The organism is Acinetobacter gandensis (assembly GCF_001678755.1).
Lineage (GTDB): Bacteria > Pseudomonadota > Gammaproteobacteria > Pseudomonadales > Moraxellaceae > Acinetobacter > Acinetobacter gandensis.
Map to the genome: position 1 here is coordinate 125,950 of NZ_LZDS01000023.1, position 20,296 is coordinate 146,245.

Annotated in this window: 17 protein-coding genes; 12 read left to right on the forward strand and 5 right to left on the reverse strand. The window is 39.8% G+C overall.

Going from position 1 to position 20,296, the window contains the following annotated elements; translation table 11 throughout:
• Positions 1–417: 417 nt before the first annotated feature.
• A complete protein-coding gene (locus A9J31_RS07720) occupies positions 418–1,944 on the forward strand; it encodes a fumarate hydratase (RefSeq protein WP_067763653.1) in 1,527 nt (508 codons plus the stop codon).
• 105 nt (positions 1,945–2,049) lie between these two features.
• On the opposite strand, the gene A9J31_RS07725 is transcribed toward A9J31_RS07720, so the two are convergent.
• From A9J31_RS07725 to tig, 4 genes are all read right to left on the reverse strand, one after another.
• Positions 2,050–2,766, reverse strand: a complete 717-nt coding sequence (locus tag A9J31_RS07725; RefSeq protein ID WP_067763656.1) for a DUF2846 domain-containing protein — start codon at positions 2,764–2,766, stop codon at positions 2,050–2,052.
• Positions 2,767–2,927: 161 nt separating this feature from the next.
• On the reverse strand, positions 2,928–4,238 hold the full coding sequence (gene clpX, locus A9J31_RS07730) for an ATP-dependent protease ATP-binding subunit ClpX (protein WP_067763659.1): 1,311 nt from the start codon (positions 4,236–4,238) through the stop codon (positions 2,928–2,930).
• Positions 4,239–4,267: 29 nt separating this feature from the next.
• On the reverse strand, positions 4,268–4,873 hold the full coding sequence (gene clpP, locus A9J31_RS07735; protein WP_067763662.1) for an ATP-dependent Clp endopeptidase proteolytic subunit ClpP: 606 nt from the start codon (positions 4,871–4,873) through the stop codon (positions 4,268–4,270).
• A 195-nt stretch (positions 4,874–5,068) separates the two neighbouring features.
• Positions 5,069–6,400: a trigger factor gene (tig, locus tag A9J31_RS07740; RefSeq protein WP_067763665.1), complete on the reverse strand. Its 1,332-nt coding sequence runs from the start codon at positions 6,398–6,400 to the stop codon at positions 5,069–5,071.
• Between the two features lie 267 nt (positions 6,401–6,667).
• Here tig and A9J31_RS07745 point away from each other — a divergent pair, with 267 nt between their 5' ends.
• From A9J31_RS07745 to A9J31_RS07790, 10 genes are all read left to right on the forward strand, one after another.
• A complete protein-coding gene (locus A9J31_RS07745; RefSeq protein ID WP_067763668.1) occupies positions 6,668–8,842 on the forward strand; it encodes a TonB-dependent receptor domain-containing protein in 2,175 nt (724 codons plus the stop codon).
• 328 nt (positions 8,843–9,170) lie between these two features.
• On the forward strand, positions 9,171–11,483 hold the full coding sequence (locus A9J31_RS07750) for a TonB-dependent receptor (protein WP_067764137.1): 2,313 nt from the start codon (positions 9,171–9,173) through the stop codon (positions 11,481–11,483).
• A 130-nt stretch (positions 11,484–11,613) separates the two neighbouring features.
• On the forward strand, positions 11,614–12,297 hold the full coding sequence (locus tag A9J31_RS07755; RefSeq protein ID WP_067763671.1) for a Fe2+-dependent dioxygenase: 684 nt from the start codon (positions 11,614–11,616) through the stop codon (positions 12,295–12,297).
• A 74-nt stretch (positions 12,298–12,371) separates the two neighbouring features.
• Entirely contained in the window at positions 12,372–13,475 is a 1,104-nt protein-coding gene (locus A9J31_RS07760; protein WP_067763674.1) for an alpha-hydroxy acid oxidase, read from the forward strand.
• Between the two features lie 268 nt (positions 13,476–13,743).
• On the forward strand, positions 13,744–15,441 hold the full coding sequence (leuA, locus tag A9J31_RS07765) for a 2-isopropylmalate synthase (protein WP_067763677.1): 1,698 nt from the start codon (positions 13,744–13,746) through the stop codon (positions 15,439–15,441).
• Positions 15,442–15,541: 100 nt separating this feature from the next.
• Positions 15,542–16,702, forward strand: a complete 1,161-nt coding sequence (metX, locus tag A9J31_RS07770; protein ID WP_067763680.1) for a homoserine O-succinyltransferase MetX — start codon at positions 15,542–15,544, stop codon at positions 16,700–16,702.
• Complete coding sequence (gene metW / locus A9J31_RS07775) at positions 16,702–17,295, forward strand: methionine biosynthesis protein MetW (RefSeq protein WP_067763682.1); 594 nt, start codon at positions 16,702–16,704, stop codon at positions 17,293–17,295. Before metX ends, metW begins: the two co-directional genes overlap by 1 nt.
• Positions 17,292–17,882, forward strand: a complete 591-nt coding sequence (locus A9J31_RS07780; protein WP_067763685.1) for a tetratricopeptide repeat protein — start codon at positions 17,292–17,294, stop codon at positions 17,880–17,882. Before metW ends, A9J31_RS07780 begins: the two co-directional genes overlap by 4 nt.
• A 103-nt stretch (positions 17,883–17,985) precedes the next feature.
• Entirely contained in the window at positions 17,986–18,609 is a 624-nt protein-coding gene (gene rdgB / locus A9J31_RS07785; protein ID WP_067763688.1) for an RdgB/HAM1 family non-canonical purine NTP pyrophosphatase, read from the forward strand.
• Between the two features lie 65 nt (positions 18,610–18,674).
• Entirely contained in the window at positions 18,675–18,974 is a 300-nt protein-coding gene (locus A9J31_RS07790) for a hypothetical protein (RefSeq protein ID WP_067763691.1), read from the forward strand.
• Positions 18,975–19,038: 64 nt separating this feature from the next.
• Here the strand turns inward: A9J31_RS07790 and A9J31_RS07795 are convergent, their stop codons facing one another.
• Positions 19,039–19,917, reverse strand: coding sequence for an AEC family transporter (locus tag A9J31_RS07795; protein WP_067763695.1), 879 nt, complete (start codon positions 19,915–19,917; stop codon positions 19,039–19,041).
• Between the two features lie 150 nt (positions 19,918–20,067).
• Between A9J31_RS07795 and tatA the strand changes: the two genes are divergently transcribed.
• A complete protein-coding gene (tatA, locus tag A9J31_RS07800) occupies positions 20,068–20,280 on the forward strand; it encodes a Sec-independent protein translocase subunit TatA (protein ID WP_067763698.1) in 213 nt (70 codons plus the stop codon).
• Positions 20,281–20,296 lie beyond the last annotated feature (16 nt).

Genomic DNA, 20,296 nt, shown 5'->3' on the forward strand with positions numbered 1-20,296 from the left:
TGAAGCTTAGGCTTGATCTTCTTGTTGACCGTAGAACCAAGTAGCTGCGATAAACACAGAAAAACCAATAACTGATGCAACGACTGTAATCATAAAAACATACTCAAGTTTCGATGAGTGCATTATGCGAAAGTTTTATGACAGTTATATGACAATATAAAATTCATTGTAATATTTAATATAAATATAATTTTCAATAACTTAATGATAATTTAAATGAAAAATCAACCTGTAATAAATGAAATATGACAGCGAAGATGACGCTTTTCTTGTCATATATGACAGTTTTTAACATAAATATGACACATAGATGGCCTATTAAACTTTCGCCCAAAGATTAAGCGAAATACCCACAAAAGCGCCTTTTTGTCTTATAATTTAGCCCGCTAGCTATCAGCCCGCTCAAGAGATATTTGTATGACAACTATTATCAAGCAAGATGACTTGATCACATCGGTAAAAGATGCGCTTCAGTTTATTTCTTACTATCACCCGCAAGACTTCATCCAAGCGATGAGCCGTGCATATGACCGTGAAGAAAACAAAGCCGCTAAAGACGCAATTGCACAAATTTTAATTAACTCTCGTATGTGTGCAGAAGGCCACCGTCCTATCTGTCAAGATACGGGTATTGTGAACGTATTTCTTGAAGTGGGCTTAGACGTTAAATTTGATTTAACCATGAGCCTAGACGATGCGATCAACGAAGGTGTACGTCAAGGTTATCTTGAAAACTCAAACATTCTTCGTGCATCAGTTTTAGCTGATCCTGCTTTCGGTCGTAAAAATACCAAAGACAACACTCCTGCAGTAATCCACTACAAACTTGTTCCAGGTAACAAAGTCGATATCACTGTTGCTGCGAAGGGTGGTGGTTCAGAAAACAAGTCTAAACTTGCGATGTTGAATCCATCTGACTCGATCGTAGATTGGGTACTTAAAACTGTTCCAACAATGGGTGCAGGTTGGTGTCCTCCTGGCATGCTCGGTATTGGTATTGGTGGTACTGCTGAAAAAGCCATGATGCTTGCAAAAGAAGCATTAATGGAAGAAATCAACATGGACGAACTCCTTCGTCGTGGCCCACAAAACAAAATGGAAGAACTCCGTATTGAGATCTTCGAAAAAGTTAATGCTTTAGGTATTGGTGCGCAAGGTCTTGGTGGTTTAACCACTGTTCTTGATATCAAAATCAAAGATTACCCATGTCATGCTGCGGGTAAACCAGTGGGTATGATCCCGAACTGTGCAGCGACTCGTCACGCACACTTCCAATTAGATGGCTCAGGCGTTGCGCACATTCAAGCGCCAAGCCTTGAAGACTACCCTGCGGTAACTTGGGATTCATCAACATCTAAACGTGTTGACCTAGACAACATCACACAAGAAGAAATGAACGCTTGGCAACCAGGTGATACATTGCTTCTTAACGGTACAATCTATACAGGTCGTGATGCTGCGCACAAACGCATGGTTGACATGCTCAACAATGGTGAAGAACTTCCTGTTGATTTGAAAGGCAAGTTCATCTACTACGTAGGTCCTGTAGATCCAGTTGGTGATGAAGTAGTTGGTCCTGCAGGCCCAACAACTGCAACACGTATGGATAAATTTACACGTCAAGTACTTGAAGCAACTGGCTTGTACGGCATGATCGGTAAAGCTGACCGTGGTCCTGCTGCTGTTGAAGCAATTAAAGACAACAAAGCGACTTACTTAATGGCTGTGGGCGGTGCTGCTTACTTAGTATCTAAAGCAATTCGTGAAGCTGAAGTTGTTGCTTTTGCTGACCTAGGTATGGAAGCAATCTACAAATTTGTCGTGAAAGATATGCCTGTATCTGTTGCTGTAGACGTAAATGGTACATCTGTACATGCGACTGCACCAAAAATCTGGCAAGCAAAAATTGGTAAAATTCCGGTAGTTGATGCTGCTGCAAACTAATTTGCCAAAATAAAAAAAGCACCCTCAATGGGTGCTTTTTTTATGCTCAGGATTTAGTTCATGCTAATTAAAACGAATTGATCTTAATCACTTAAAATCACAGAACTACCAAGTACGTGGATCCCAAATTTTAAACGGCTTTGTCAACTGTACGTCTTCCGCTGGATCATAATGAGGTGCTTTAATTTTTTGTGCACTACGGCGAACTTTTCCTGAATTTTGATCTTCAGCCACAAAGTTAAAACTGTTTGATTTTAATTCGGTATAAGCAATTTCATTACGCCCAACTTTTTCAGGCATTAATAAAATTGGGCCTGATACCGTTCGCTTTGAAGATAAATTTTCTTCATCGTATTTAATAAAATAAGATTGCCCTGCTTCAACTGTAAAGTCTAAATATTTAGGTTTCTGAAAATGGTTAATCCCTAAAGGACGGCTTGAAGACAGTCGATAATTTCCTGCTGGCAATTCCACCCAGTAGTAATGATTATTCAATAAACTTGGAATGCGTTCACTATTTAGAAATAAGCTTGTCGCGACAATTTCTTGACGATTCCACTTCGTATCTGGACGGTACAAATATACTACCGCAGCTTGATCATGCTGTGGTTTTACGTCCTGAAAATGTCTACCTTGCTTCTGATTGACCCAACCGCCAATCGTGAACATCCCCAGACGATATTGTTCAATATGGCCTATTGCTTGGTCTGGATTTACAGGTTTAAGGGTTGAGGCTAAAGCTGTGTTTTGTTCGACAGCAGATTTTCCATGACAACCTAACAAAGCTAGGCTGCTTAAAAGAATAATGGTTACAATACGCATGATTATCCCTCACTGCGTGCTTTTTATTTTACATATCTTGTTTTAAATTTTGATAGTCAGGCATCCACGCCTTCTCGCTGAGATTAACATTGCCCTTTTATTTTTGGAAATAAAAAACGTGTGCAAATCTGAGATTTACACACGTTTCAGACGAATAGCGATTAAGCTGATTTAGTATTTACAACTTTTAAATCTGACTTCGGTGCTACTTCTTCGGTTTTCTTAGGTTGACGCTCTGCTTTAAATTCAGGCGCAGCCTCACCATTAATTACCGCTTCATTAACAACAACAGTGCCTACATCACTACGGCTTGGTAAATCATACATGGTTTCAAGCAATGAATTTTCCAAGATAGAACGTAGACCACGTGCACCTGTATTACGATCCAATGCTTTTTTCGCCACAGCACGAAGTGCTGAATCCTCAAAAACCAAATCTACATTTTCCATGTCGAATAGGTATTGATATTGACGAGTTAAAGCATTTTTTGGCTCTGTTAGAATTTGCATCAATGCGTCTTCATCTAACTCATCCAAAGTTGCAATGACAGGCAAACGACCAATAAATTCTGGAATTAAACCAAATTTTACCAAGTCAGTCGCTTCAACTTGACGGAACAAATCAGATAACTTCTTCGTTTCATCTTTTTTACGCACTTCAGCAGTAAAGCCGATACCACCTTTTTCTTGACGCTGTTGCACAATTTTCTCAAGACCTGAGAATGCACCACCACAAATAAACAAGATGTTCGAGGTATCAATCTGAATGAATTCTTGCTGCGGATGCTTACGACCACCTTGAGGAGGAATTGAGGCAACCGTGCCTTCAATCATTTTCAGCAATGCTTGCTGTACGCCTTCACCTGACACATCACGTGTGATCGATGGGTTTTCAGACTTACGGGTAATTTTGTCGATTTCATCGATATAGATGATGCCTTTTTGGGCTTTTTCTACATCGTAATCAGCTTTTTGGAGAAGCTTTTGAACAATGTTCTCAACATCTTCACCCACATAACCTGCTTCAGTTAATGTTGTTGCATCTGCCATAGCAAATGGAACATCAAGAAGACGCGCAAGCGTTTGAGCAAGTAATGTCTTCCCTGAACCTGTCGGTCCAACCAACATGATGTTACTTTTTGAAATCTCAACACCATCTTCTGGTTTCTTGCCACTTGTACCGACTTTGAGACGTTTATAGTGGTTATAAACCGCAACAGACAAAGTCTTTTTCGCAACATCTTGACCAATCACATATTGATCGAGCGCAGCACGAATCTCATGCGGCTTTGGAAGCGGTCGAGTCGCCCAGTCATTGGTTTCAACTTGTTGACTGGTTTGAACCAGGTCAAGACATACGTCCACACACTCATTACAGATGTACGCGTCCTCACCTGCAATCAGTTTCCCGACTTCAGACTGCGTTTTACCGCAAAATGAACAATGTTTTTGTCCTTGAGGATGTTCGGACATATTCACTCCAATAATTAATTCTTTAAAACTTATGGACGTTTAGATAAAACTTCATCCACTAGACCATATTCTTTAGCAGCTTGTGCTGTCATAAAGTTGTCACGGTCAGTATCGCGAGCAACAGTTTCATAGTCTTGACCACTGTGCTCAGCCATTAAACGATTTAAACGTTCTTTAATAAATAGAATTTCACGTGCGTGAATTTCAATATCCGATGCCTGACCACGGAAACCACCGAGCGGTTGGTGAATCATGACACGGGCATTTTCAAGACAGTAACGCTTACCTTTGGTTCCAGCATTCAGCAGGAAAGCACCCATTGATGCAGCTTGACCCATACAGTAAGTCACAACATCCGGTTTAATAAATTGCATAGTATCGTAAATTGCCATACCTGCAGTCACCGAACCACCTGGTGAATTGATATATAAATGAATATCTTTGTCTGGGTTTTCAGCTTCTAAAAACAACATTTGCGCAACAATTAAGTTCGCCATGTTATCTTCTACTTCACCGGTTAAAAAAATCACACGTTCACGCAAAAGGCGTGAGTAAATATCAAAAGAACGCTCACCACGAGAAGATTGCTCAACTACCATTGGCACTAGTGCGTTTTCAATTGTTGGAACATACATACGTTATTTATTCCTAAATTTTTCTGACTCAACCCATAAATCACAATATGAGGGATATTTGTCGAAATTGCAAAAGATTCCCAATTAAATAACAGATATTTTTTTCATATGCATTGTGAAATTAGGACAACTTATGTAAGGGCTTGCAGCGATAAAAAAAGGCGCATAATGCGCCTTTTTTTACAGAGCTAGTAATTAGCCTTGTTGACGAGCTTGTTGCTCTTTCAATAAGTCTTCATAGCTAACTTTAGTGTCAGTTACTTTAGCAGAAGCTAAGATGTAATCTACAACTTGGTCTTCTAAAATTACTGATTCGATTTGAGCGCGTTGCTGTTTATCGTTGTTGAAGTATTCGATTACTTCTTTAGGATCTTCATAAGAAGAAGCCATATCTTCGATATAAGCATCAACACGTGCAGCATCTACTTCAAGTTTAGCATCAGCCAATACTTTGCTTACTAATACGCCAAGTTTTACTGCTTTTTCAGCTTGTTCTTTGAACAATTCATCTGGAAGCATGCTTGAGTCAAATGCTTTCGCACCTTGAGCACCAAACTGTTGAGTGAATTGCTGGATCATTTGTTGACGTTGACGGTCAATTTCTTGAGCAAGCATAGATTCTGGAATTTCAACTTCGTTCGCAGCTACAAGCGCATCAAAAGTTGCACCTTTCACTTGGTTACGAAGACCATTTTTCACTTCACGTTCCATGTTTTTACGAACGTCAGCTTTAAGTTTTTCAACGCCTTCTTCTTCAGTTAAACCGAAGATTTTAAGGAATTCAGCATCAATTTCTGGAAGTTTTTGTTTTTCAACAAGCTTAACAGTGATTTTGAATTGAGCAGCTTTACCAGCAAGATTTTCAGCTTGGTAATCTTCTGGGAAAGTTACGTCGATAACTTTCTCTTCGCCTTTCTTCATACCAACGATGCCGTCTTCGAAGCCAGGGATCATACGACCTGAACCCAATACAAGTTTAAAGTCTTCAGCAGCGCCGCCTTCAAACTTCTCACCATCAACAGTACCTTCAAAGTCGAAAGTTACTTGCATGTCTTTCTTAGCCATGCCTTTAGTTTCAGCCCATGAAGCACGTTGCTTTTGAAGATTTTCAAGCATTGTGTCAACGTCTTTGTCGCTTACGTCAGTTGCTTTACGTTCAACTTCAAGACCTTCGAATTTCACTTCAACTTCTGGATAAACTTCAACAGTTGCTTCAAAAACTAAAGCGTCGTCTTTCATTTCAGTTTTGTCGATGTTTGGCATACCAACAGCGTTGATTTTTTCTTGTTGGATTGCTTCAAAAACTGTGTCACGAATAACGTCGTTCACAACTTCTTGATAGATACCAGCACCGTATTCACGACGTACAACGTTTACAGGCACTTTACCTGGACGGAAGCCGTTGATCTTCACAGTTTTGGCAGTGCGTTTCAAGCGAGCTTCAAATTGCTCGTTAACACGGCTCGTCGGTACAGATACAGTTAAACGACGGGCAACGCCCGAAACCGCTTCAGAAGTTACTTGCATGGCTTCCTCGATATTTTGTTAATTAACAGTTTAAAAAAAAGTGCCACATTATATGACAACATTTAAATATATACAAAAATCGATTATAGCACTATATACCCTATCGATGCGCTCCCTTCTTTTCGTACGTCTGATAGCTTTTTAAAGAATAATATTGATGTTTTTTTGATTAATTATTGAAAATGAGAAACTTTCTCACTATTATTCTTGATGTTTGATTTATATTCATTTTCATATTTTTATCTCGTCCATTTTTGGAATTCTATTATGAGTAACTTTAATCTCAATCCTATTTCAGCGGCTTTACTTGGGGTAGTGGCTGCGACATCCGCACTTAGTCATGCTCAAAACACCGAAACAACAACACAGCAAATGGAAACAATTGTCGTGTCTGCAGCAGGTTTTGAGCAAAAAATTAAGAATGCACCTGCTTCTATAAGTGTTGTAACTAAAGAAGATATTGAGAAGAAAAATGCGTCTAGTATTGCCGATTTATTGGCTGATGTTCCCGGTATAGACATTCGCGATGGCATAGGTAAAACATCAGGGCTAAACGTAAAAATGCGTGGTCTAGGTAATGACTATAGCTTAGTTTTAATTGATGGACGTCGCCAAACAACGTCATCAGACGTAACACCAAACGGTTTTGGTGAATCATCAAATGGTTATTTACCACCACTTGCTGCAATTGAGCGTATTGAAGTGATTCGTGGTCCAATGGCTACTCGCTATGGTTCAGAGGCAATGGGTGGTGTAATCAATATCATTACCAAAAAAGTTTCTGACACATGGTCAGGTAACGTTACAGTAAGTGGTAATGTTATGGAAAATAGTGAAGAAGCTGATTCTGCAAAAACTAGTTTTGTATTGAATGGCCCATTAATTAATGAACGATTAGGTTTACAAATTCGTGGTTCTTACTTAGATCGTCAAAAGTCAGAACGTATTCCTGGGACTTCTGGCCGTGACCCACGTCCAAGCGAATCAGATATTTATGACTTTGGCGGTAAATTATCATTTAACTTAAATGATAGTAATAGTTTTTGGATTGATGGTTTCCACTCAAGCCAAAATTATAAAAATGATGATAACCGTTTAGGTACACAAGATATTCCTGGCCGTGCCAATGGTTATAAAGATGAATTAGAGTTTAACCGTGACCAAATTTCTGCTGGCCATGAAGGCAACTACGAGTTTGGCAAATGGTCTTCGTATGTTAGCCACACAACTACAGAAACTGTAGGTCGTACTATTCCACGTAATACCTTCCCTTCTAATGCAAATGGTGGCGCAGATCGTACTTTAGAAAATACTGATTTTGTTGCTGATACACATATTGTCATGCCTATTGCTGATCATAAAATCACTGTAGGTGCCGAATATAAAGAAGCAGAAATTGCTGATGATATTGCTGGAATGGGTTCAAAATTCAAAAAGGATTCTTTGTCATTTTATGCTGAAGATGAATGGCGCCTACTGGACAGCCTTGCTTTAACCTTGGGTGGCCGTTTTGAAGATCACTCTGGTTTTGGTGGTCAATTTAGCCCCCGTGCATATTTAGTATGGAACACCAATGAAAATCTAACCCTGAAAGGTGGTGTGAGTACAGGTTACAAAGCCCCATCAGCTAAAGCCTTACATGATGGAGTAATAAGTGTGAGCGGGCAAGGCGCTATCTTTGGTGTAGGCTCTCCTAATCTCAAACCTGAAGAATCAACCAACTATGAATTAGGTTTTAATTTTAACAAAGGCAGTTTTGATCTAACAACAACAGCTTTCTACAATAAAATTGAAAACCTAATTACTGATGGCCCAGATATTTGGAACTGCTTCTCTGAAAATAATCCAAACCAAGCAGGTTGTGTTAGCTACGGTTCTCACATCACACAAGATAGCTTTTCTCAAAGTATCAATGCAAATGAAGCTGAAACAAAGGGAATTGAGCTAAGTTTGAAATACAGTATAATTCCAGAATGGGATATTAAAGCCGCATATACCTATATGGAAAGTGAAATTACTAAAGGTGAAAATAAAGGCTCGTACCTAAATAACGTACCCAAAAATGCTTTTAATATGACATCTACTTGGCATATTAATCCTTCACTCGATGTTTGGTTACAGCATGAGTATAAATCAGATCGTAAACGTTATAGTACAGTCCAAACTGCTGGTGATGCTGGTATCATTTACGCTGCAACTGGCAATAAGTTGAAGGGGTATAATTTATTTAACCTCGGTACAAGTTATAGCCTTAATGACAACATTCGTATCAATGGTTCTGTAAATAACTTATTAGATAAAGACTTCACAAGCAATGGAACTTATATCAATAGCCAAAATGTAGAGACGTCGTACTATGACTACATGACTATAGGTTCTTCAATGGCTGGAACTTACTTAGCTGGTCGTAACTACTGGCTATCAATTTCTTACGATTTCTAACTTTCAGTACTGATAAAAAATGAAACTAAAAAACCTGCTTCGGCAGGTTTTTTTTATTTATAAATAAAAATACAAATTATTCATATTTAATTCACGAAGTAGCGCTTTTTTTAGAAAATTTAAAATCTCAATAAAAAAGCAACGCAATCATTATTTTATCAATATCAAATAAAAACATAACCTTAATATGTACTTGTTATATCATTACATTAAGTAGGACTATCACAATATGATTATCTATCGTGATTTACAATTACATAAAGATGTAAGACAAAATAAGAATCATTATTATTCGCATACAAATTCACTATTCGAAATTGGGTTCGAAATGGCCTTCATTAAAACACGTAAGAAAATTGTTTCTTCAGCAATTGCATCTTCTTTATCTGCAATTGCAGCAAATGCAATTGCACAAGAACAAACAACTCAACTTCCAACCATTAACCAAGAAGTTGTCGCTGAAAAAGCACCGAGCTTAAAAGTTGATAAATCAGCGAATACTAAATTTGTTGCTCCTCTACTTGATACACCAAAATCAGTTTCTGTTATTTCTAAGCAATTGATGGAAGATACTCAAGTTACAACTTTAAGCGATGCTTTACGTAATGTACCTGGTATTACCCTAGGTGCTGGTGAAGGTGGCAACCCAAATGGAGACCGTCCATTTATTCGTGGTTATACCTCTGAAAACTCTATTTACGTAGATGGCGTACGTGGTGGAACATCACAGAACCGAGAAATGTTTGCAATCGAACAAGTTGAAGTCACTAAAGGTTCCGCTTCTACTCTTGGCGGTGGCGGTTCAGTTGGTGGTAGCATTAACATGATCTCTAAAGTCGCTAAAAAAGGTGATTCTTTAGAAGGTTCTGTTGGTGCAGGTACTGATGATTATCAACGTATTACTTTAGACGGAAATAAAGATTTTGGTAATGGCATTGCTGCTCGCGTTGCAGTAATGGGTCACCACAACAATAAAGCTGGGCAAGGTGATGACGGCGCAGAATATAAGCGTGCAGGTATCGCACCAAGTATTACTTTTGGCCTAGATACACCAACACGTGCAACTTTAAGCTATTACTATTTAAAAACTGATGATCTTCCTGACTCAGGTGTTCCATATAACAATCCATTTGGATCTACTAATCCGAACTTTAATTTAAATGGCAATGGAAAACCAATTGATGTACCTCAAGGTGTTTATTACGGTTGGAAAGACCGCGATTTTCAAAAGCAAGAAAACCAAATTGGTACAATTAAACTAGAGCATGATCTAACTGATGATCTAACAATTTCAAATGTAACGACGTATTCAAAATCTAAAAATGATTATCTCTGGACTCAACCAGATGACTCTCAAGGTAACTTCATTGATACAACTACTGGTCAGCTGAAAGATAAAGGCATTTGGCGTCGTGCGAACTCACGTATTACCGATAGTAATACATGGGGCGATCAACTGTACTTGGCAGGCAAATTCAACACTGGATCTTTGAGTCATCGTTTTAATTTAGGTGCAGAATATAGCAACCAAGAAACAGATGTTGGCGGCTATGATATAACTGATCCGAATACCGCACAAATTGGCGGAAGTATCGCTTCAGGTGCTTGTACAATTACCAACCCAAACGGCTGGTGCACTTCAACCAACAATCCAAACTCTAAAGATGCTTGGTTAGGTTCAATTGCTGCGAATAAAGCAAAAACGACTCAAACGACAAAAACTACAGGTATTTACTTTATAGATAACATTGAAATTAACCCTCAATGGTTATTAGATCTTGGCGCTCGTTGGGATAAATTTGATACTGAGCTACTGTATAATAAAGAAGGCACCTCAGGCCGTGGTGCTTCTGCAGTTAAAATTCCTGCAGGCACTAAATATGAAAGCAACACCGATTTCTGGAGTTGGAATGCAGGTCTGACCTTCAAACCAACTGAAAATGGTGCAATTTATGCAAGTTATGCGACTTCAGCAAGCCCAGTCGGGATCAATGCAGGCGATGGCGACGGTAATGATTCTATTGGTTCTGGTAACTCAGCATCAATCAATGATCTAGACCCAGAAAAAGCACGTACTTATGAGATTGGCACAAAATGGGACATTTTTAATAAACGTGCAAATGTGACTGCGGCAATTTTCCGTACTGAAAAACAAAATACACGTGTTGCAATTGATGCAAATACTTCTGCCAATGTCGGTGAAAGTAAAGTTGATGGTTTTGAATTGGGCTTAAACGGTAATATTACGGATAAATGGGCTGTAGCGGCAGGCTATAGCTATTTAGATAGTGAGTTAACAGAAGTTGCTTACAACAGCAGCGATAAAGGCAATAAGTTACCGCAAATGGCTAAAAACAGTGCGACATTGTGGACTACTTATAAAGTATTACCACAGTTGACGATTGGTGGTGGCGCTATAGCTTCTGATAAAGTCTATGGCAATACTGCTAATACTAAGTTTGTACCCGGCTATGTACGCTATGATGCTATGGCTCGCTATGAAATCGACAAAAATGTTAACTTACAGTTGAATGTAAATAACCTTTCTGACAAACGTTATTTCAGCAAAGCATATTCTTCTCACTATGCTGCAGAAGCTGAAGGCCGTAGTGCAGTACTTTCTTTAAACTTTAAATACTAAGTTTAAATACTGGTTTTAAAATAAAATCCCATAAATATTTTATGGGATTTATCCTAAATAGCCTCTTCATAGAGGCTATTTTTGTATATGATCAAAGCATAAAAACATTACATTTTCAAAAGGTCAGGCTGTGATTCACCATATCCCAAATGTATTGAGCAAAGAACAAGTCACATACTTCCGCACTGAAATGGCAAAGGTGGAATGGATTGATGGGCAAAATACCACCGGTTCGCTCTCAAAAAATGTAAAAAATAATCAGCAACTCGATGTTGAACATCCGCTCACCCAGCATTTGGGCGATATCATTTTGCATGAACTATCACACCATGCCCTGTTCACTTCGGCGGCCCTCCCTTTAAACATTTTATCTCCCTATTTTAATCGTTATGAAAATGGCGAGACTTTTGGTTTTCATGTCGATAACGCAATTCGCTGGATACACGGCAGCAATAAACGCATTCGCACTGATCTATCTTGCACGATTTTTTTAAGTGAACCTGAGGAATATGAAGGCGGTGAACTCGTCGTTGAGGATACCTATGGTTATCACGAAGTTAAACTGCCTGCAGGCGATATGATTTTATATCCATCGACCAGTGTGCATGAAGTGACACCTGTGACTGCGGGTTGCCGCATCGCTTCATTTTTTTGGCTACAAAGTATGATTCGAGATGATGCAGATCGCCATATGCTGTTCAATCTTGACCAAAGCATTCAAAATTTGCGTATGGAGTTGGGAGATGCACATGCAGAAGTGGTCAAACTAACCAGTCTGTATCACAACCTACTTCGTAAATGGGCTGAAATTTAAATTAGCATTTTCATAAATTTACCTTTAAGACTTCTTAACTTTTAAGACATTTTGCTATTAAGAATAGAAAAACTATGCACACTGAAACCGTTCTAGCTCCATTGACTCAAATTCCAGCGCATTTGCAAACGATTGCAGATTATGAAGTCGAGGCTGAAAAACACCTTTCCAACATGGTGTGGCAGTACTTGCAAGGCGGTTCGATGGATGAACATAGTGTGCTTGGAAATTTGTCTCAATTTGAACACATTCAACTACTGCCGCGCATGCTTAAGGACTTAACCCAAGGCCATACAGCGTGTGAAATTTTAGGGCAACAGTTTCCGCATCCAATTTTTGTCGCACCCATCGGACACCAGCAACAATTCCACCCGGAAGCAGAGGCAGCAACTGCACTCGCCGCAGAGGTTTTGGGGAGCAATATGATTCTCAGTACTTTCACCAATACTGATATGCGGACTTTAAAACAAGACAATCCGTACAAATGGTTTCAGTTGTATTGGCAAGGTGAACGTGAAAAATCCTTAGTCCTCGTTAAAATGGCTGAAGCTCAGCAGTTTAAAGCCATCGTGGTGACGGTAGACTCTCCACATACCGGTATTCGCGATCGTGAACGCCGCGTTTTTTTCCATTTGCCTGAAGGTATGCAGCATCCGCATACGCCTGCCCATATTCCCCTACCCGAATTAAAAGACGGTGATCATCCCGTTTTTAATGGCTTGATGAAAATCGCACCAACATGGGCGGATATCCTTTGGCTCAGTCAAAACACCTCATTACCAATTATTTTAAAAGGCATTGTTAGTCCTCACGATGCCAAGTTAGCACTACAACATGGCGTGCAAGGGATTATTGTGTCGAATCATGGTGGTCGCGTTTTAGATGGCTGTATTGCTCCACTCACGGCCTTACAACTCATTAAAAAAGTCGTGCCTGCCGATTTTCCAGTTTTATATGATGGCGGTATTCGCCGTGGTTCTGATGTATTTAAAGCCATTGCTTTAGGTGCAGCTGCAGTATTGGTGGGGCGCCCATGCATTTACGGTTTGGCTACGGCCGGTGCTTTAGGCGTGGCGCATGTGCTGAAAATATTAAAAGAAGAATTTGAAATTACCATGGCGTTGATGGGAACAGCTACCATCGATGAGATCAATGAAGATTATATTTTTCAAAAATAGTGTTTTTATAGAAAAATATTTTCCCGTTATGCGTGACTGACGCAAATTTAGGAAATTATTTCCGGAATATATAGACTAATATTTAGTTATACATTTACAAGCTCTGCGGTAAAGCTAAGTCATGCGAATCCTAAAGGATTTTTCAGACTTTCGACTAATGACTCCGAAATTAAACTTGTAAATTGCTAGAATAGACACAATCTATATAAGTAGTACCTGCCGTTTATCCACGACATTTTGCTCACGGTACTATCTAAGGAGTTTTCACATGATGTTGGCAGATCCAAGCAAAAAATACCGTCGCATGTACCAACGTGTTGACTTACCAGACCGTCAATGGCCAAACAACGAAATCAATAAAGCGCCGATCTGGATGAGTACCGACCTACGTGACGGTAATCAAGCGATCTTTGAGCCAATGAACATTGAACAAAAGTTCAAAATGTTCCAAATGCTTGTGAAAATTGGTTTCAAACATATTGAAATCGGCTTCCCTTCTGCATCTCAAATCGACTTCGATTTTACCCGTTTGTTGATTGAAGGTGGTCATATTCCTGATGATGTTTACATCGAAGTATTGGTTCAAGCACGTGATCATTTGATTCAACGTACTTTTGAATCGCTACAAGGTGCAAAACGTGCAATCGTGCATATATATAACTCAAACTCGCCAACATTCCGCAATAAAGTGTTGAATGTGGACGTTGAGGGCGCTAAACAATTGGCGATCAATGCTGCAACTAAAGTCAAAGAATATGCAGCAAAACAGCCTGAAACTGAATTTGTATTCCAATACAGTCCAGAGTGTTTTACTGCAACAGAATTAGAAGTTGCGAAAGATGTCTGTGATGCTGTCACTGAAATTTGGGAAGCATCTCCTGAGAACAAAGTGATCTTGAATTTACCAGCAACCGTTGAAGTGTCAGGTCCAAATGTCTATGCCGACCAAGTCGAATGGATGCACCGTAATTTACAACGTCGTGACGGGGTAATTATTTCTGTGCACTGTCATAATGACCGAGGCTGTGGTATTGCAGCATCTGAATTGGCGATCATGGCAGGTGCTGACCGTGTTGAAGGTTGTGTCTTCGGTAACGGTGAGCGTACAGGTAACGTAGACGTCGCAGCAATTGCATTAAACATGTATACCCAAGGCGTTGCACCTAACTTAGATTTTTCTAACATTAACGAAATTATCTCAACAATTGAAGAATGCACAGGTTTGCCTGTACACCCTCGCCACCCATATGCTGGTGACTTGGTCTTCACCGCATTCTCTGGTTCGCATCAAGATGCCATCAAAAAAGGTTTCGAGTTCCAAAAGAACGAAGAAATGTGGGATATGCCTTACTTACCAATCGACCCTAAAGACTTGGGCCGCGATTATGACGCTGTAATTCGTGTCAATTCACAATCTGGTAAAGGTGGTATTGCGTATTTGTTAGAATCGAATTACAACGTTGTGTTGCCACGCCGTATTCAAATTGAATTCTCGCAAATTGTGCAACAAAAAACGGATGAACAAGGTACTGAGATTTCAGCGCAAGCAATTTGGTCTTTATTCAAAGAAACCTATGTTGCTGCAAAAGACTCACATTACGCAGCGAAAAATTATCGTTTACACGATGAAAATGGCAAACAAGTCATTGAATTAGACATCGAAGTAAATGGTGAAACGCAACAATTGCGCGGTGAAGGCAATGGTCCAATCTCTGCTATTTTGAATGCACTTCAGTTACCAATTGATGTTTTAAGCTATGAAGAACGTAGCATTAGCTCTGGTGCACATGCAAAAGCATTGGCATTGGTTGAGATTCAAGTGAAAGGCACTGGTAAATCAGCATTTGGTGCTGGGGTACATGACAACATTGTCACTGCATCGATTGAAGCAATTATTGCTAGTACTAACCGTTTGATCGAGCAAGGTGTTTTGAGCACTGAGCAAGTGATGGCTGCTGCGGTATAAGCAATAGCAATAATAAATAGCACTAAAATGACTTTAGAAGGATACCCTCAAGTGGTATCCTTTTATTATTCATACTAAAGATTTAAGGCGAATATTTCCTGTGTCTTTTCCAAACGACTCAGTGGGCTTAGTTACCCCACAAAAGTTCATTTTCGAAGAGCCGTTAGAGCTCGAATGTGATCGCATTCTCCCGCGTTTTGAACTCATGGTTGAAACTTATGGCGAACTCAATGCAGATAAATCCAACGCGATTTTGATTTGTCATGCGCTTTCAGGCCATCACCATGCCGCAGGTTATCATCATGAAGATGATAAAAAACCAGGTTGGTGGGATTCATGTATTGGCCCAGGCAAAGCCATTGATACTTCAAAATTCTTTGTGGTTGCGCTAAATAATATTGGTGGCTGTAGCGGTTCTACAGGTCCAACATCACCAAACCCTGAAAATGACAACCGCCCTTATGGCCCTGATTTTCCACTGGTGACAGTTCGTGACTGGGTCAAAACCCAAGCCATGTTGTCTGACCGTTTAGGAATTGATGTTTGGTATTCGATTATTGGTGGCTCACTGGGTGGCATGCAAGCGTTACAATGGTCTGTGGACTACCCAGAGCGCTTGCATAAATGTGTAATCATTGCCAGTGCCCCAAAATTATCTGCACAGAACATTGCCTTCAACGAAGTGGCGCGTCAGTCAATTTTATCTGATCCAGATTTCCATGATGGTCGCTATTTAGAAAATGATAGCTATCCAAAACGTGGGTTGATTTTGGCACGTATGGTCGGTCATATCACCTACCTGTCTGAAGAAGCGATGAAACAAAAATTTGGTCGTGACTTAAAGTCGGGCAAATTTATGTATGGTTTCGATGTTGAGTTCCAAGTTGAAAGCTATTTGCGTTATCAAGGTGAACAATTTAGCCGTAACTTTGATGCCAACACCTATCTCATTATGACCAAAGCATTGGATTACTTTGATCCATCTCGTGAATACGAACAGTCTTTGAAAAAGGCCATGGCCAATACCAAATGTAAATTCCTGTTGGTGTCTTTTACAACAGACTGGCGCTTTACTCCGCAACGTTCGCAAGAAATTGTGGATGCATTAATCAGCAATCATAAACCTGTAAGTTATGTGGATATTGAAGCAGAACAAGGTCATGACTCTTTCTTATTCCCTATTCCTTTGTATGTGAAAACTTTACGTGCCTTCCTGGGCGGTGAAGAACATCTCAAAACAACTGCGAAGGAGAGCAACTAATGCGTATTGATCATCAACTTGCTGAACGTTGGATTAAGCCGGATTCAAGCGTCCTCGACTTGGGTTGTGGTGATGGTGAACTGCTTGCTCATATGAGTAAAAAGCACAATATTCGTGCATATGGATTAGAAATTGATCAAGAAAAGATTGCAATTGCGGTCAGTCGCGGGTTAAATATCATCCAGCAGGACTTAAATTTAGGTTTAAGTCGTTTTGCCGACCAGTCTTTCGACTATGTGGTTATGGCACAAGCCTTGCAAGCTGTAGATGCACCTGACGTTCTTTTACGTGATATGGTGCGTGTGGGGAAACAAGCGATCATTACTTTTCCGAACTTTGCGCATTGGAAGACGCGATCTTTCCTTGCTTTGAAAGGAATGATGCCGGTTTCGGACGCGTTACCTTATATGTGGTATAACACGCCCAACATTCATTTATGTACTTTCCGCGATTTTGAAGCGCTGTGTGCTGAAAATAACATCCGGATTATTAACCGACTTGCCGTGAATGGGGATCAACAAGACAGTTTACTGAGTAAACGTCTCCCAAATCTATTTGGTGAAGTCGCAATTTATCGAGTGAGCGCTCTATGAAAAAATTATTATTAAGCACGACACTACTGATTGGACTTTTTAGCATACAAGCCCATGCGGATTATGTTGCTCCATCATCTTCAGTTTCTAGCCAAGCTGCACAATATTCAATTATGGATATCAATAGCCTAACTAAAGCTGCGAAATCAGGCCAAGCAGGTGCACAGTTTTACTTAGGCACCAAGTACCAACAAGGTAAAGACGTTAGCAAAGATGAGCGCCAAGCATTTGCTTGGTACAAAGCTGCTGCGGACCAAGGCCTTTCTGCGGCTCAATTAAATGTTGGCCGTATGTTGGCGGATGGTATTGGCACAAAAAAAGATGAAACTTTGGCGCGTCAATACTTTGAAAAAGCGGCTAGCCGTGGTGATAACCGTGCGAGCTTCAACTTAGCCATGATGGAAGAGCAAAAGAAAAACTATATGGGTGCGTACCAATGGTATGAGCTATCTACCCGTGATGGCATGCTCGACAACAAAGTAATTAGCTTATCGGAAGGTAAGAAAACCGCTTTGGCTGCCAACTTAAGCCAAGACCAAATTCGTCAAGCACGTGACCGTGCCGACAAATGGATTCAAGCTCAATAAGTTTTGAATCTATAAAAAGCACCTTCGGGTGCTTTTTTATTGCCTGCCTGAATCTACATCTTGCTAAAATAGTCCTAAATTTCGTTTTAAGGTACATTTTCACATGGCTTCAACTGATTGGTTATCACAAGGAACTTTGGTTCTGGCGAGCAACAACAAAGGCAAAATCGCAGAATTCGAAAAAATGTTTGCGGAACTGAATCTGCCTGTTGAAGTCGTGCCACAAGGCAAACTTAATATTGAAGATGCCATTGAAGACGGTTTAAGCTTTGTCGAAAATGCCATTATTAAAGCCCGTCATGCTTCTAAAATTTCGGGTAAACCTGCGATTGCTGATGATTCAGGGATTTGCGTACCAGTATTGGGCGGTGCACCAGGCATATACTCTGCACGCTATGCAGGTGAACATGGCAATGATGCAGCCAATAACAGTAAATTACTCGCAGACCTCAAACCACTTCGTAAAGAAGGCGAAGTCATCGAAGGCATGTTCGTTTGTGTTTTAGCATTGGTACAACATGCAGAAGACCCACTCCCACAAATTTTCCAAGGTATTTGGACTGGTGAAGTGATGGAGGCAGCACGTGGTGAAAATGGTTTTGGCTATGACCCGCTGTTTTGGTTACCAGAACTCAATGTATCAAGTGCTGAATTATCGAAAGAACAAAAAAATAAAATTAGTCACCGTGGTCAAGCAATGAAACTGTTCAAAGACAGCTTGAAATAATTTAATTTGGAGGTAATCTATTGCTCAATAATTACCTCCATTTATATAAAAATAATAGGTCTTTCATGGCACTTCAAGCAATACATGTTCAATGCACACATTGTCAGCATCAATTTAAAGAAATCCCTGAGCGCTCTTTTTTAGGTTTTCAAAAACTTGATTTTCCCCATTGCCATGAAAAAGTTATATACCCTTTAACTTCAGGCTTTCGTACCACATATTTCATTATTGCCGCTGTGATTGCCCTCTCAATTATCGTCAATTTGTCACAGGGACAAATTGGCTTTCCAGGCCTGATCGGACTTGCCATCATTTATGCGCTCATTCGTGATTGGCAAATTCGTAAAAGCATCAATTCAATCTAATTCTGAAAAGATTGAAATTCGCATGACCAAAACGCAATCCATTGCAAAAGCTTTAGCTAAACTATTATTTTAGTAGATGTAAGATCAATCCATAAATGCTAATCAGACAGACACTTAGAATTGTCCCTGAAGCAATATATCGTGCCGAAACACCCGTGCCTTGGTAATGTGTCTCTAAAGCTACGATGTTTGCCGCAGGTGGTAAACAGAACAGCATAAACATCACACCAATGTTTTGCTCAATATTGGGTATAGGAAGATAAAAATAGCTGATACTGCAAATCACAATTCCAACAAAGATTTTCATCAAATAAATTTGGCTACTATGTTTTAAGTCGATCCATTGCACACGTGTAATTCGAAGCCACATACCCAAGACACACATTCCCGTGAAGCTCATCCCCACTTTAGCAATTTGATGAATCACATCTAGAAATTGATGTTCTGATACATGTTGTAAGCCTGCTAAACGACAAAGCCCAGCGATGATCAACGCAAAAACGGGTGGCGACATCGCAACTTTTTTTACAATATTTTGCCAAGGCAACTGTGCTGAACTCACAGCAGTCACTGCCCACATATTGCCAAAGATTGAACCACCGACATAAAGTGCAACCATCGCTGCACTAATTTCTGGACCAAACAATGCCAGTGCAAAAGGAAACCCTAGCCAAGCTAAGTTTAAGTAACTGACACATAATGCACGCAAACTGTCTTTGAGTAACCATCGAAATAAATAAAACATAATGATGGCAACACTAAAACTAAAGAGCATTAATGCCAAACTACCGGCCTGATAAAACACCATGTTGTAAATAATAACGATTGGAATAAAACAGCGTGCTAATACACTTGAAAATATCGTTTTAAGAGAAGATGTTCCAGAGATTGAGGCTAATCCTAGTCCGCATAAAAAACCAAATATCGGGAGTAGAAATGCCACCGCACCAACCTCATGCTTTATCAATGATTCAAAGCATCTTAACACTGAATGCCAAACCGTGCCGCCTGTCTTTAAACTGCAATATTCTAGTCACAGCCCTGTCACATCAAACTGCTGAAATGTGCTGAAGATGAATAAGAGGATAATAAGATGGCTGGATTATCAATTTGGCATGTACTGATTTTCGCGATTGTAGTGATTTTATTATTTGGTACATCAAAACTCAAAAACCTAGGTAAAGATGTTGGCGGGGCAGTGAAAGATTTTAAAAAATCTGTACGCGATGATGAAACAGAAACCGCTTTAAAAGAACCGCGTACCATTGATGCCCAAGTTAAAACTGAAAGCTCGGTTAAAAGCTAACTGTCGAGAGCTGACA